Source organism: Streptomyces flavusporus (assembly GCF_046267975.1).
GTDB lineage: Bacteria > Actinomycetota > Actinomycetes > Streptomycetales > Streptomycetaceae > Streptomyces > Streptomyces flavusporus.
In genome coordinates this window covers 9,217,522-9,231,382 of record NZ_CP176503.1, presented here as the reverse complement: position 1 = coordinate 9,231,382, position 13,861 = coordinate 9,217,522, and the positions used below count along the sequence as shown (strand labels likewise).

Annotated in this window: 8 protein-coding genes and 2 pseudogenes; 4 read left to right on the top strand and 6 right to left on the bottom strand. The window is 69.2% G+C overall.

The window, feature by feature from the left end:
* The first annotated feature begins 11 nt into the window (after positions 1-11).
* Entirely contained in the window at positions 12-710 is a 699-nt protein-coding gene (locus tag ACKTSN_RS43495; RefSeq protein ID WP_409474097.1) for a TetR/AcrR family transcriptional regulator, read from the top strand.
* Between the two features lie 413 nt (positions 711-1,123).
* Here the strand turns inward: ACKTSN_RS43495 and ACKTSN_RS43490 are convergent.
* Positions 1,124-1,484: pseudogene (locus ACKTSN_RS43490) on the bottom strand (transposase); the annotation flags it as partial.
* A 471-nt stretch (positions 1,485-1,955) separates the two neighbouring features.
* Between ACKTSN_RS43490 and ACKTSN_RS43485 the strand changes: the two are divergent.
* From ACKTSN_RS43485 to ACKTSN_RS43475, 3 genes are all read left to right on the top strand, one after another.
* A complete protein-coding gene (locus ACKTSN_RS43485; protein WP_409474096.1) occupies positions 1,956-3,014 on the top strand; it encodes an alpha/beta hydrolase in 1,059 nt (352 codons plus the stop codon).
* 228 nt (positions 3,015-3,242) lie between these two features.
* Positions 3,243-6,068 carry a helix-turn-helix transcriptional regulator gene (locus ACKTSN_RS43480; RefSeq protein ID WP_409474095.1) on the top strand — a complete coding sequence of 942 codons (2,826 nt, stop codon included), beginning with the start codon at positions 3,243-3,245 and terminating at the stop codon, positions 6,066-6,068.
* Positions 6,069-6,101: 33 nt separating this feature from the next.
* On the top strand, positions 6,102-6,302 hold the full coding sequence (locus ACKTSN_RS43475; protein ID WP_385516250.1) for a hypothetical protein: 201 nt from the start codon (positions 6,102-6,104) through the stop codon (positions 6,300-6,302).
* 131 nt (positions 6,303-6,433) lie between these two features.
* Here ACKTSN_RS43475 and ACKTSN_RS43470 read toward each other — a convergent pair.
* The 5 genes and pseudogenes from ACKTSN_RS43470 to ACKTSN_RS43450 all read right to left on the bottom strand — a co-directional run.
* Positions 6,434-7,582: pseudogene (locus ACKTSN_RS43470) on the bottom strand (catalase); the annotation flags it as partial.
* Positions 7,583-7,612: 30 nt separating this feature from the next.
* Positions 7,613-9,061 carry an aldehyde dehydrogenase family protein gene (locus tag ACKTSN_RS43465; protein WP_409474094.1) on the bottom strand — a complete coding sequence of 483 codons (1,449 nt, stop codon included), beginning with the start codon at positions 9,059-9,061 and terminating at the stop codon, positions 7,613-7,615.
* A 304-nt stretch (positions 9,062-9,365) separates the two neighbouring features.
* The gene (locus tag ACKTSN_RS43460; protein WP_409474093.1) at positions 9,366-10,565 is read right to left on the bottom strand and encodes an XdhC family protein; all 1,200 of its coding nucleotides are present in this window, start codon (positions 10,563-10,565) and stop codon (positions 9,366-9,368) included.
* Positions 10,566-10,661: 96 nt separating this feature from the next.
* Entirely contained in the window at positions 10,662-12,872 is a 2,211-nt protein-coding gene (locus ACKTSN_RS43455) for a xanthine dehydrogenase family protein molybdopterin-binding subunit (protein WP_409467734.1), read from the bottom strand.
* Complete coding sequence (locus ACKTSN_RS43450) at positions 12,869-13,858, bottom strand: FAD binding domain-containing protein (protein ID WP_409467733.1); 990 nt, start codon at positions 13,856-13,858, stop codon at positions 12,869-12,871. The genes ACKTSN_RS43455 and ACKTSN_RS43450 overlap by 4 nt, the downstream gene beginning before the upstream one ends.
* Between the last annotated feature and the right edge of the window lie 3 nt (positions 13,859-13,861).

Here is a 13,861-nt window from a genome sequence, read left to right as displayed (position 1 = left end):
GAGTGGCGGGCATGACTCCTCGCATCCCACGCCCCGACACCCCCGCTGACCGGCCATTGCGCAGCGACGCCGAGCGCAACCGGGAGAGGATCATCGCCGCTGCGCGCACCGTCTACGCGCGTGACGGACTGGACGCTTCCATGGCTTCCGTTGCCCGTGAGGCGGGCGTGGGGATCGCTACCCTGCTGCGTCGCTTCCCGGCCAAGGCGGACCTGGTCGCCGCCGTCTTCGCGGACCGGATGGACGCCTACTTCGAGGCGGTCGCCACCGCTCTGGACAACCCCGACCCGTGGGACGGCTTCACCGGCTATATCGAGGCCGCCTGCGCGATGCAGGCCGCCGACTACGGCTTCGCCGACGTCCTGACCACGACCTTTCCCACCGCCAAGGCCATGGAGCGGCGGCGCAGCGAGGCGTACGAGGCCATGGTGGAGCTCATCAGCCGCGCCAAGGCGACCGGCCGGTTGCGGGAGGACTTCGATCCCTCGGACCTGGTCCTGATCCATATGGCCAACTCGGGCGTCGTCAACGCCACCGGTCATGCCGCCCCCGACGCCTGGCGACGCGTCGTCGCCCTGCTGATCCAGTCCTGTGAGGCGCCGGCGCGCGGCCCTCTGCCCGCCTCACCCGAGCACGACGCCCTGTATCGCGCCATGCTCCGCGCCGGCCCGGAGGATCCTGCCGCCCCGGCTCCGGACGAGGACGCCTGACGCGGCACCGACGCCGAGTAGGAAGGTGCGGCGCGTTCGGGCCGGGGCAAGGTGCCGCTCCACTTCTGCACGTCGAGTGGTGACTCAGAGTGACCGGTTAGGGTGCGGTTGGGTTGGTAGCACTCGAACGGGGAAGGTGGGCTGCGACAGTGCACCGCACAGCTGTCGGTTCTCCACGGTCAGTTGGTTAACAGCGCGGACCAGGTGATCGATGCCGGTCCGCAGATGGGACAGCTCCTCTGCGTCTTTGGCTCGGAGCTCCTTGAGTTTGACGATCTGCTGGCGCAGGCGGATTTCGGTGTCCGGCGTCTGTCCGCGCGCTCTGACCTGGGCGTAGAAGTCGTTCTTGAGGTCCGGGTGACGCTGGGTGAGTGCGTTGCGCGGTACGCCGGCTTCCTGGGCCAGGGCGACGATCCTGCCGTGCCGGAGTACTGCCGCTGCACGCCCGCCGAAGCGGGTGCCCTTCTTGAGGAAGCCGGTCTCGTCGATGATCAGGACACCGTCGGGCTCACCGAGCCGTTCGGCCACGTATTCCTGCAGGTCGTCCCGGACCTCATCCGGATCCCACCGGGCCCGGTTCAGCAGGTGCTGCAAGCCGGCCGGGACGTCGTGGCCGACATACTCCGCGAGCTGCCAGCCGTTCTTCCGGCCGACAGGGCCGAGCAGCCCGCGCACGTAGTCCCGCATCCGCCGCCGCAGACCGACCCGGCCGAACCGGTAACCGACCCGCAACAGCACCTCCTCAAGCTCCGAAGCCCAGACACCAGGCCGCACGTCGTCTTGCACGATCAGCACAACAGCGATCAAGTGCTGCTAGTCACGAACTCCGGCCACATGACGACACGTCAGCTGAGTATGCCCAGAAACCAGCCTCTGACCAGCGGCGATAGCGAAGTGCAACTGGAGTACTAGGCGTACGCACCACCGTGTCACCATCCCGGTGCCCCCCGCAGGCGCCCCGCCTGGCCTCTCCCAGTCGGGCGCCTGCCTGGCGACGGCCCGACCTGCGCGCCCGCCGGATCGCTGCACCACAGCGGGCGACGCCGGTCAGTACGACAGCCGTGCGCGGCAGCAGGCCCGCACTTCCCAGTCATGTGACTGATGCACTGGGGGCTCCGCCGGTGCTTCCATCGCAGGTGATCTTCGCCTTCGCCGGTACCCAAGTGCGCCTCCACGGCTGCGCGGCGCAGGCGTACCGGGCGTTGAGCTTCCGAGTCCGACGCCACCACCGTAAAGGAGTGTGTGATGTCCGACCCATCTTCCAACCCTGCGGAACCGGTGCTCGAACCGGAAGCCCGCGCGTTCACGGAAGCCACCGCAGAGCCGCCGTACCTCACAGATCTCGGGCCGGTGGAAGGCCGCAAAGCCATGCAGAGAATGCAGACGGCAGGGATGGCGGAAGCGGGACGGGCGGCAGAGGCGACACCTGCCGTGCAAGGCACGCACGGTGGGCAGGAAGGGCGGTCTTGGCAGGCGGGCATGCCCGAAGTGGACGAGAGGTGGATCGCGGTCTCGGGGGGACCGAACGGCAGTGTCGCGGTGCGCATCGTCCGTCCCAAGGGGGCCATCGGGGCATTGCCCGCCATCCTGTACCTCCACGGCCCGGGCTGGGTTTTCGGCAGCGCGTTGACCCATGACCGGCTGATCCGTGACCTGGTGGTGGGCGCACAGGCCGTCGCGGTCTTCCCCGAGTACACGCTCTCCCCGGAGGTCCGTTACCCCGTCGCCCTGGAGGAGTGTTACGCGGTGGCCCGGTGGGTCGCGCGCCGAGGAGCCGACCACGGCATCGACCCGACGCGGCTGGCCGTCGCGGGGGACTCCGCGGGCGGCAATCTGAGTGCGGCCCTGACGCTGCTGGCAAAGGAGCGCGGGGACGTCAGTTTCGTCCAGCAGGTACTGTTCTACCCGGTCACCGATGCGAACTTCGACACCGGCTCGTACCGCCGTTTCGCTGACGGCTACTTCCTACGGCGGGAAGCGATGCGCTGGTTCTGGGACCAGTACGCGCCCGATGAGTCGCAGCGCACGCAGATCACTGCAAGCCCGCTGCGGGCGACCGAGGAGCAGCTCGCCGGACTGCCGCCGACGCTCGTCATCACCGCGGAGGCGGACGTCGTACGGGACGAAGGCGAGGCGTACGCGGCCAAGCTGCGTGCGGCAGGAGTGGCGGTAACCGCTACGCGGTACGAGGGCGTCATCCACGATTTCGTCGTGCTCACCCCGCTGTCGTCGACGTCTGCGGCACGCGGGGCGATCACCCAAGCCGTTCTCGTCCTGCGGCAGGCACTGGGCACGACCGGCTAACCCACCGCCGCAGCGCCCCACCGGCGTATGGCCGCCCAACCCTCCCTCTAGACAACCGAGTTGTCCGACTGACCCCAGTTGGACGTCATGTCCAACGAAATGTCATGCATACTGTCTAGGGTCCGCCTGGGTTTTTGCGGCCGTGCACAGAGTTACCCCTCCGAAACGAAGGATGACTCTGACGCATCCATGACCAGGGCAAGCGTTGAAGTGTAGAGGAAAGTGGTTGTGATCGGTGGTGGCTCAGCCAGGCACAGTGCGACGGGAACGCTGATCGGTCGGGACGGTGACCTCCGCCGGATCCATGATCTGCTGCGTATCGGGGCGGGCGGCGGGGCGCTGCTGCTGGCCGGCGATGCCGGGGTGGGGAAGACGGCGGTGCTGGACGCGCTGGCGGGGGCCGCGGAGGCGGAAGGCATCCGGGTCCTCCGCGCCGCCGGCGTGGAGTTCGAGGCAGACTGCAGCTACTCGGGCCTCAATCAGATCCTTTTCCCGTTCCTGGACACCCTGGACGACCTCGACTTGCCTTTCCGTGACGCCCTCCGCGTGGCGCTCGGCTTCGACAGCGGTCGGCCGCCGGAGCGGCTCCTCGTCTCCAACGCTGTACTGCGACTCCTCCAGACGGTCGCCGCCGGGGATCCGCTTCTGATCATCATCGATGACCTGCCCTGGGTCGACCGGGCGAGCACCGCCGTGCTGGGCTTCGTCGCCCGGCGGGTGGCCGGCATCGGGGTGAGCATGCTCGCCGCAGCGCGCCCCGGAGCTCATAGCCTCTCCGAGGGCGGCGCACTGCCCACGTACGAGCTGCCACCGCTCGACGCGGAGTCGGCGGCTCAGTTGATCGGTAGCAAGTTCCCCGTCCTCGCGCGCAATGTGCGCCAACACCTTCTGGCTGTGGCGGGCGGCAATCCCCTGGCGCTGCTGGAACTACCGACAGCACTGCAGCCGGCGCTGGCTGACCCGCCCGCCGTGCTCCCACTCAGCCGGCGCCTGGAGACGTTGTTCGGCTCCCGCGTGACTGGGCTGCCCATGCCGTCCCAGAGTCTGCTGCTGCTCGCGGCGCTGGAAGGGAGCGGCGACCTGGGTGTGCTGCAGGCGGCCTCGCGGCAGGCGAACGACGGATACAGCCTGGACGATCTCGCGCCCGCCGAGCGTGACCAACTGGTGTACATCGAGGACAGGACGCGGCGCCTGAGGTTTCGCCACCCGCTGATCCGCTCCGCCGTGGTGGGCAACTCGACCAGCAGCGAACGACGCGCAGCACACGGGGCGCTCGCCCAGGTCCTCGTCGACCAGCCCGAGCGCCGCGCCTGGCACCTGGGTGAGGCGACCCTGGAACCCGACGAGGAGGTTGCCGCCCTGCTGGAGCACGCAGCGCGCCTCACCCTGCGTCGTGGTGACGCGAACGGCGGGATGCGGACGCTTGTCCGGGCTGCAGTCCTCACCCCCCAGGGACCAAACCGCAGCCGCCGCCTCGCGGAGGCGGCCTACATTGGCGCTGAGTCCACCGGCGCACTTCACAGTGCTCGCAAGCTCCTGGACGACGCCAGGTCCGTTTCCCCGGAGCTCGACGAAGGCTCGCTGCACTTCGCCACAGCAGCGGCGCTGCTCGACCTCAACAGCGACGGTGATGTCGACACTGCTCACCGACTGCTGGTCGCCGTCGTCGAGTCCGCGGCCGAAACCCACAGGTATGACGCCCGCAACAAGGCGCTCGTCGACGCGCTTCACATGCTGGCGGTGCTCTGCTTCTTCGGTGCCCGGCATGAGCTGTGGCAGCCCTACTACCGGGTGTTGGAACGGCTGCAGCCGGAGCCCCCGGTCCTCCTGTCCGTACTGGGTAGGACGTTCTCCGACCCAGCGCGCACCGGCGCGGCGGCGTCCGGGGAACTCGACCTGCTCGTCGCGAGCCTTCCCGGGGAGACCGACCCCATCCAGATCAACCGCGTCGGCACGGCGGCCCTCTACCTCGACCGGCTCGGCGAAGTCCGCGAAGCGGCGTGGCGGGTGGTGCGCACGGGACGCGACGGCGGTGCGGCAAGGCGATACATGTCCGCTCTGATCCACCTGTGCCTGGACGACTACCTCACCGGCATGTGGGACGAGGCACTCGACCTCGCCGACGAGGGACTCCAAATCTGCCAAGACCACGGATACAGCGCCTTCGCCTGGTACTTCCATTACGTCAAGTCCATCGTGCTGGGCGCTCGCGGGCATGCGGACGAGAGCCTTGCGACGGCCCACCGCGTAATCAACTGGGCCGTCCCCCGCGGAGCGCACTGCGCCGCGCACTATGCGCACCATGCGGCTGCGGTGGCAGCCCTGGGACTCGGCGACTTCTCGCTGGCCTACGAGCACGCGAATGCCGTCAGCCCCGCCGGGAACCTCGCGTCGCACACCCCGCATGCCCTATGGGTGGCGATGGACCTGGTGGAGGCCGCCATCCGGACCAACAGGCCCGAGGATGCGGCCGAGCACGTACGTGCCATGCGGGAGGCACACACGGCCGCCGTGTCCCCCCGACACGCCATGCTGATGGACGCGTCGGCCGCCCTGTGCACCACCGACGACGAGGAGGCGCTACGGCTGTTCGCGCAGGCGTTGGCGACTCCCGCAGCCGAGCGATGGCGCTTCGACTTCGCACGCGTCCAACTCGCCCACGGGGAGCGATTGCGGCGGGTCAGGGCGACGGCCGAGTCCCGGAAGCCGCTGCGCGCCGCGCTGGCAACATTCGAGCACCTGGGAGCGCGGCCGTGGGCCGAACGTGCAGAGAAGGAGCTGCGAGCCGCGGGCTGGAGCAGGCGGGGTTCAGGTGAATCGAAGGCACACACGCTCACGCCCCAGGAGCTGGAGATCGCCCGGCTCGCGGCCTCCGGTCTGACCAACAAGCAGATCGCCGAGCGCCTGTTCCTCTCTCATCGGACCGTGGGCGCGCATCTGTACCAGGCCTATCCGAAGCTGGGCATCACGTCGCGCGCCATGCTGCGCGACGCACTCGACTCCGAGGCCACGAGCCGGCGCACCGGCGCTGCCGACGACAGTCCCGACGGCTGAAGCCTCTGCCCGCTGAACCCGCGTCGGGGCCAAATGAAGATCGAAGTGATCCAACGGGCTGCCGACGTGCTGTTCGACGTTCCGGACGACGCGTACTACAGCTCCGCCGTCTCTCCGTCGATCTGCGCCACGACCCGGACATCGAGCGGGCCCACTGAAGATGCCGCGCAGGCCATGACCCACAGCGGCTTCCGGCACCTCATGGTCCTTGACCGCCCGGAGCCGGTGAGCTGATGCGCAACGGTGCCTGTGTGGAAAGGATCCGCACAGGCACCGCCCCAAGCCGCAACCATCATTTGAGCAAACCCCGTCGGCGAGGAACCAGGTCCGCGAAAGCGGCGCCGGTTCAGGCACAAAGCGGCGCGTCAGCCGCGCAGGGCCTGGACCGCGGCTTCCAGCCGCTTGCCGAAGTCACCGTCCGCCTGGCGGAAGTTGTCGATCGCCCGCTCGGCGATGTCGTCGCGCGACACCCCGGCGATGCTGCCCGCCAGGTTGTCGATCAGGCGCTCCTTCTCGTCCTCGGACATCAGGCGGTAGAGGTTGCCCGCCTGGACGAAGTCGTCGTCCTCGGCGTGCACCGGCGCCGGGTGGTTGCCCGTGCCGGCCGTGAAGTCCGAGGTGGAGGCCCACAGCGGCCGGTCCGTCTGGAACGGGCCGCCGAAGCTGTTCGGCTCGTAGTTCTTCGCGCCCTTGTGGCGGCCGTCGTACAGATGGCCGTCACGGGAGTTGGTGCGCGCCTCGGTGGCGTGCGGGCGGTTCACCGGCAGGTGGTCGGCGTTGATGCCGACGCGGTAGCGGTGGGCGTCGCCGTAGGCGAAGAGGCGGCCCTGGAGCATCTTGTCCGGGGACGGGCCGATGCCGGGCACGAAGTGCGCCGGGGAGAAGATCGACTGCTCGACCTCGGCGAAGATGTTCTCCGGGTTGCGGTTGAGCTCCAGCTTCCCGATCTCGATCGGCGGGTAGTCCTCGTGCGGCCACACCTTGGTGAGGTCGAACGGGTTGAAGCGGTACGTCGCCGCGTCCGCCGCCGGCATGATCTGCACCTGCACGGTCCAGGTCGGGAACTCGCCGCGCTCGATGGCCTCGCGCAGGTCGCGCTGGTGCGAGTCGGGGTCCTTGCCCGCCAGGGCCTCCGCCTCCTCGGCGGTCAGGTTCTTGATGCCCTGGTCGGTCTTGAAGTGGTACTTGACCCAGAAGGCCTCGCCGGCCTCGTTGTTCCACTGGAACGTGTGCGAGCCGTAGCCGTTCAGGTGGCGGTACGAGGCGGGAATGCCGCGGTCGCCGAACAGCCAGGTCACCTGGTGGGTGCTCTCCGGGCTGAGCCCCCAGAAGTCCCACACGTTGTCGGCTTCCTGCGAGCCGGTGTACGGGTCGCGCTTCTGCGTGTGGATGAAGTCGGGGAACTTGATGGCGTCCTTGATGAAGAACACCGGGGTGTTGTTGCCGACGAGGTCGTAGTTGCCCTCCTCGGTGTAGAACTTCAGCGCGAAGCCACGCGGGTCACGGACGGCGTCCCATCAGTGTTGCCATCTCAGTCTTGCCATTTACCGATGGGATCCCGCGTCGGTCGGCAGCGGCCCCAGCACGACCTTGGTCTCCAGGTATTCCTGCATGCACTCGGGGCCCCATTCGCGGCCGTTGCCGGACTCCTTGCAGCCGCCCAAGGGAGCGGTCCAGTCGAAATCGGCGTTGTTGACGATCACGTAGCCGGCTTCGATACGGGAACCGACGTCCGCGGCGTCCGCCGGATCGCCGCCGGTGACGTAACCGGCAAGGCCGTACCGGATGTCGTTGGCGATCTCGACAGCCTCGTCCACCGTGTCGTAGGTGATGATCGACATCACCGGCCCGAGGATCTCTTCCTGGGCGATGGTCATGTCGTTGGTGACCCCGGTGAAGACAGTGGGCTTGACGAAGTGCCCCTGCTCCAGGCCATGCGGCTTGCCGAGGCCACCCGTGACCAGGTGGGCTCCCTCATCCAGGCCGGCCTGGATGTAGTGCTGGACGGTCTGCCACTGCTCGGCAGAGATCAGCGGGCCCATGTCGATGTCGTCTGCGCGCGGGTCGCCGATCCTGATGGACTCGATCCGCGGGAGCAGCACGGACAGGAACTCCTCCAGCCGCTCGCGCGGCACCAGGGTCCGGCTCGGCGCACTGCAGATCTGTCCGGTGTTGGCCACCAGCCAGGTGAGCGCTGTGCCCGCCGCGACGTCCATGTCCGCATCGGGCATGATCACCTGCGGAGACCTGCCGCCGAGCTCGGTGGCCACGCGCTTGGCGCTCTTGGCCGCGGCGGCGTTCACCTGGAGCGCGGCCTCACCCGAGCCGGTGAAGGACACGACGGCGACGTCAGGGTGCGACGCGAGTGCGTTTCCGATCACCGAGCCGCGGCCGGTGACGAGGTTGAAGACACCTGCGGGGACGCCGGCGGCCTCCAGGATCTCGGCCAGGACGACAGCCGAGTACGAAGCCAGCTGAGCCGGCTTGAGGACGACGGTGCAGCCCGCCGCGAGCGCCGAGGCGGTCTTGCCGGCCGGCTGAAGGGCGGGGAAGTTCCACGGAGTGATCAGAGCCGCCACGCCGATGGCTTCCTTGCGGATGTGGGTGGTGCCACGGTCTTCGGTGAACGCGAACGTCTTGAGCACCTGGGCAGCGGCCCGGAACTGGATCAGCCCGGCGGCAACGTGCATGGCACGGGACAGCGGCAGCGGACAGCCCAGCTCGGCGGTGACCGCCTGGGCCATGTCCTCGGCGCGCCGCTCGTACTCGTCGGCGATCCGCTCCAGCAGATCTATGCGCTCCTGGCGGGTGGTCCGGGAGAAAGAGGGGAATGCGCGGCTGGCCGCGGCGACCGCCAGGTCGACGTCGGCCTCGCCGCCGAGCGCCACCCGTCCGGACACCTCGCCGGTGGCAGGGTCGGTCAGATCGATGACCGTTCCGTCGAGGGGCTCGCGCCAGGCGCCGTCGATGTACAGCTCGGTGTACTCACGCATGGTGTCTCCGTTGGATGCGCAGTTCTCCGCCACACGGACGACCATGTGGCGGAGGCGGCCTTTCGTGCACGAAGGCTCCTTGCGGAATCCATCGTCGTGACGGAGAGACCTGGCATACAGGGAGATCTTTTCCTGGGAAGCTGTCCCTAGGGAAGCCAGTACCAGGCACGCGCAGACCGCTTCCGAGCAGCTGGGGAGAGCTTCGTGGCCGCCTGCCGGCCTCGGTGTCACATCAGCCGTCCACCGGAGCCAGGCATCGAACGGGCGTTCCTTCTGCGCATTGCGCAGTGCTGGTGTGGGTGAGTCATCTGACGGATGCGCTGTCGTCGAGAAGACGAGGAGCGGCAGTCGGCATTGGCTGCTCTCGCACGGCGCAACCGGAGAGGGAAGCCGTGTCATGGTGAATGGGAGTGCGTGTACTGGCCAGTGGTAGGCCTGAGCCGCCCTGTCGATCGGCGACGATCTCGGCAACGATCGACAGGGCCGTCTCCTCGGGCGTGCCCGCGCCGAGGTCGAGGCCGATCGGTGAACGCAACCGGGCCAGCTCGTGATCGGTTACCCCTGCTGCGCGCAGGCGCTGTATGCGGTCGTCGTGGGTGCGCCGGGAGCCCATGGCCCCGACGTAGGCAACCGGCAGCTTCAGCGCTCGTTGCAGGAGCGGTATGTCGAACTTGGCATCGTGCGTGAGCACACACAGCACCGTTCGGTTGTCGAGCCGAGTGGCTGCGAGGTAGCGGTGAGGCCAGTCGACGACCACTTCGTCCGCGTCGGGGAAACGCGCCTGGGTCGCGAATACCGGTCGGGCATCGCAGACGGTTACGTGGTAGCCGAGGAATTTGCCGAGCCGTACCAGCGCTGCCGCGAAGTCGATCGCTCCGAAGACGATCAAGCGGGGGGCCGGGACACTGGATTCGACCAGCAGTGTCAGCGGGCGACCGCAGTAGGAGCCCTCCTCGCCGATCACGACTGTCCCGGTGCGCCCGAGTTCCAGCATTGCTCGAGCTCTGGCTGCTGCGGTGCGATCCAGCTGCGGCTGGTCACCCAGCGTTCCCTCGTACGACCCGTCGGAGTGGACTGTCAGCGCGCGACCGAGCCGTTCGGCCGGCCCGTCGACAACACGAGCCAGCGCAACCGTCTCCTGTGAGCGTGCGGCCAACAGCGCGGCAGCGAAGACGTCCCGGTCCGGATCACCGGCACGGACCGGTGTGACCATGATGTCGATGACCCCGCCACACGTGAGGCCGACGGCGAAGGCGTCCTCGTCGCTGTACCCGAACTGCTGCAAGACGGTCTCACCGTCTTGCAGCGCCTGCTGACACAGGTCGTACACCGCGCCTTCCACACAACCGCCGGAGACCGAACCGACGGCCGTGCCGTCGCTGTCCACAGCAAGGGCGGCGCCAGGCGCACGCGGTGCGCTGCCGCTGACCGCGACCACGCTGGCGACGGCGAAGTCACGGCCTTGCTCAAGCAACTGACACAGCTCTCGTGCGATGTCCAGCATGGTTTCTCCCCGGACTGCGGCGGTGCGATACTGCGCCGGACGGTGGCGCCGGCGACGAGGACGGCTCCGCGGCTCATCGGCCGCGGAGCCGGTCTCTCAGAGCATGAGTTGGTCGATGGTGATCGGGAGGGAGCGGATGCGGCGGCCGGTGGCGTGGAAGACGGCGTTGCCGATGGCCGCGGCCAGGCCGACCAGGCCGATTTCGCCGACTCCCTTGGTGCCGACGGCGGTTGCCCGGTCGGGTCCGCCGATGAAGAGTACCTCCATGTCGGGAACGTCGGCGCTGACCGGCATGAGGTAGTCCCCGAAGGTGGCGTTGGCGATGCGGCCGGTGCCCTGGTCGGTGGCCGTCTCCTCGAACATCGCCTGGCTGATGCCGCCCACCGTGCCGCCGATGATCTGGCTGGTGGCGGTCTTCTCGTTGAGGATGCGCCCGCCGTCGATCGCGGAGACGACCCGTGCCACCCGCAGCAGGCCCAGTTCGGGGTCGAGGCGCACCTCGACGAACTTGGCTCCGAAGGCGCCGGAGAGCGCCATGCCCAGCTCCTCGGCCTGCGGGGGGGTGCTCCGGCCGTCGGCGCTGAGCTCCTCGAGGCCGTGACGGGTCAGGATCTCCGTGTAGGTCTCACCCTGTGCGGGATTGCCGATGCGGTGGATGCGCCCGTCGGTGACGGTCACGTCGTCGGGCGCGGCGCCGTGCAGCGGGGATTCGGCGTCGTCGCGCACGACGTCGAGGAACTCCCGCACCAGGCGCCGGCAGGCGGCGTGGACGGCGTTGCCGAGGGCGCCGGTGAGGCCGGAGCCGCCGGCCTGGGGCGCGTAGGGCATGTCGGAGTCGCCGAGGTCGAACCGCACCCGGGCGACGTCGAGGCCGAGGAGCTCGGCCGCCAGCTGGGTCATCACCGTGTAGGTGCCGGTTCCGATGTCGGTGGCGGCGCTGCGCACGTATGCCGAGCCGTCGTGGCGCACCGAGGCCCGGGCCTGGCACGGCACCTGGTAGAACGGGTAGGAGACGCCGGCCAGGCCGTAGCCGACGAGCCAGCGGCCGTCGCGCATGGAGCCGGGTTCCGGGGTGCGCCGCGACCAGCCGAACCGCTCGGCGCCCTCGAGATAGCACTCCCGCAGCGCCTTGCTCGACCAGGGCAGGCCGAGGACCGGGTTCTCCTCGGCGTAGTTGCGCAGGCGGATCTCGAGGGGATCCATGCCGACGGCGTGGGCGACTTCGTCGATGGCGGACTCCAGAGCGAAGCTGCCCTGCCCCTCGGCCGGCGCGCGCATCGAGCCCGGGCAGGGGATGTTCAGCCGGGCCTGCCGGTCGCGGGTCAGCACGTTCGGGCAGGCGTAGGAGACGGCCGAACCGAAGGAGACCGGTTCGTAGTCGTCGTCCTCCATCGCCACCGACGAGATGCCGTGGTGCTCGATGGCCACGAGGTCCCCGCCCCGGGTGGCGCCGATCTTGATCTGCTGGACGCTGTTGGGCCGGTGCCCCACGGAGGTGAACATCTCCGGCCGGGACAGCACCAGCTTGACCGGGCGCCCGACCTCGCGGGCGGCCAGCACGGTGAGGATGACGTGGGACCACACCCGCAGCCCGGCCCCGAAGCCGCCGCCGACGAAGGGGGCGAGGACGCGGACGCCGCTCTCGGGGACCTTGAAAATCGTGGCCAGCGAGGCACGCACGTTGTGCGGCCACTGCGTGGAGTCGTGCACGGTGAGCGCGTCCCCGTGCCAGTACGCGACGGTGGACATCAGACCGAGCGGGTTGTTGGTGTTGTCGGGGGTGGTGTAGGTCTCCTCGACGACGACGTCCGCCCGGGCGAATCCGGCGGTGACGTCACCGCGCTCGGTGTCCAGCCCCCAGGGGTTCTCGACGATCTCGGCGCGGGGATCGTTCACGTCGAGCAGGGCCTCGGCCGGCTCGTACTCGACGCGTACCAGCCGTGCGGCGTGCCGGGCCTGCTCGGCGCTCTCGGCCACCACGATGCCGATGTGCTGCCCGTAGTGCAGGACGCGGTCGTCCTGCAGCGGAGCCGGAGGCGATCCGCCCAGCAGGGTCATCGGGCCGCGTTCCAGCTTCGGCGCGTTCAGGTGCGTGATGACGGCCAGCACACCCGGCGCCGCAAGGGCCCTGGTCACATCGATGCCGCGGATGCGCCCCGCGGCGATGGTGCTGCCCACCAGGGCGGCGTGCGCCATAGCGGGGAAGGAGAAATCGTTGGGGTAATGAGCCGATCCGGTCACCTTCAGCGGGGCGTCCACGCGGTCCAGGCCCGCCCCGACGACCGTGCCGGTTTCGAGAGTCGTCATGATGCTGCTCCTGCAACCGTCTCGAGCGTGCGCACGAGGGTGCGCTTGGCCAACTCCACCTTGAACGCGGTGCCGGGCAGCGGCCGGGCACCCTCCAGGGCCGCCTCCGCCGCGGTGCGGAAGACGTCGGCGCCCGCCCGGGCCCCCCGCAGGACGCCCTCCGCGTCCCAGCATCGCCAGGGGACGGTGCCGACCCCGCCCAGCGCCACGCGCGCCTCCTGAACGACACCGTCCTCGATCACCAGGGCCACGCCGGCCGAGACCAGCGCGAACTCGTAGGAGACACGGTCACGGACCTTCAGGTAGTGCGACCGTGCGGTCTCGGGGAGCAGGGGGATCTCGAGCGCAGTGATCAGCTCGCCGTGCTGCAGCACGTTCTCGATGTGAGGGGTGTCGCCCGGCGGGAGATAGAACTGGGTCAGGGGGATCGACCGTGTTCCGTTCGCCCCCCGGACGTGGACGACGGCGTCCAGCGCCACCAGCGGAACCGCGACGTCCGAGGCGTGCAGGGCGATGCAGTGGTCGCTGGTGCCGAGGATGGCGTGCATCCGCTGGATGCCCGTGATGGCGGCACACCCCGAGCCCGGGTTGCGCTTGTTGCAGGCGGCGACGGTGGGATCCCTGAAGTACCGGCACCGGGCTCGCTGCAGCAGGTTGCCGCCGATGGTGGCCATGTTGCGCAGCTGGGTCGAGGCGCCGAGCAGCAGAGCCTCCCGCACGAACGGCAGCCGCTCCCCGACGACGGGATCGGCGGCCAGCTCCTCCATCGTCGTGAGCGCCCCGACCCGGATCGCCGAGTCGGTGTGCGTGATGCCGCCGAGGGGGAGGCGGGTGATGTCGATGAGCCGCTCCGGTCCGAGGACCCCGTCCTTCATCAGGTCCAGCTGCGTCGTGCCGCCGGCCAGGAACGACGCGCGCGGATCGGCGCTGACCACGGCGACAGCCTGCTCGGCGTCGGTGGCCCGGACGTAGTCGAAGGGACGCATGGA

Excerpts from the sequence above, each read along its gene's own strand:
- ACKTSN_RS43495 (WP_409474097.1), top strand. The coding sequence starts at position 12 with ATGACTCCTCGCATCCCACGCCCCGACACCCCCGCTGACCGGCCATTG.
- ACKTSN_RS43485 (WP_409474096.1), top strand. The coding sequence starts at position 1,956 with ATGTCCGACCCATCTTCCAACCCTGCGGAACCGGTGCTCGAACCGGAA.
- ACKTSN_RS43455 (WP_409467734.1), bottom strand. The coding sequence starts at position 12,872 with ATGACGACTCTCGAAACCGGCACGGTCGTCGGGGCGGGCCTGGACCGC.
- ACKTSN_RS43460 (WP_409474093.1), bottom strand. The coding sequence starts at position 10,565 with ATGCTGGACATCGCACGAGAGCTGTGTCAGTTGCTTGAGCAAGGCCGT.
- ACKTSN_RS43450 (WP_409467733.1), bottom strand. The coding sequence starts at position 13,858 with ATGCGTCCCTTCGACTACGTCCGGGCCACCGACGCCGAGCAGGCTGTC.
- ACKTSN_RS43475 (WP_385516250.1), top strand. The coding sequence starts at position 6,102 with ATGAAGATCGAAGTGATCCAACGGGCTGCCGACGTGCTGTTCGACGTT.
- ACKTSN_RS43465 (WP_409474094.1), bottom strand. The coding sequence starts at position 9,061 with ATGCGTGAGTACACCGAGCTGTACATCGACGGCGCCTGGCGCGAGCCC.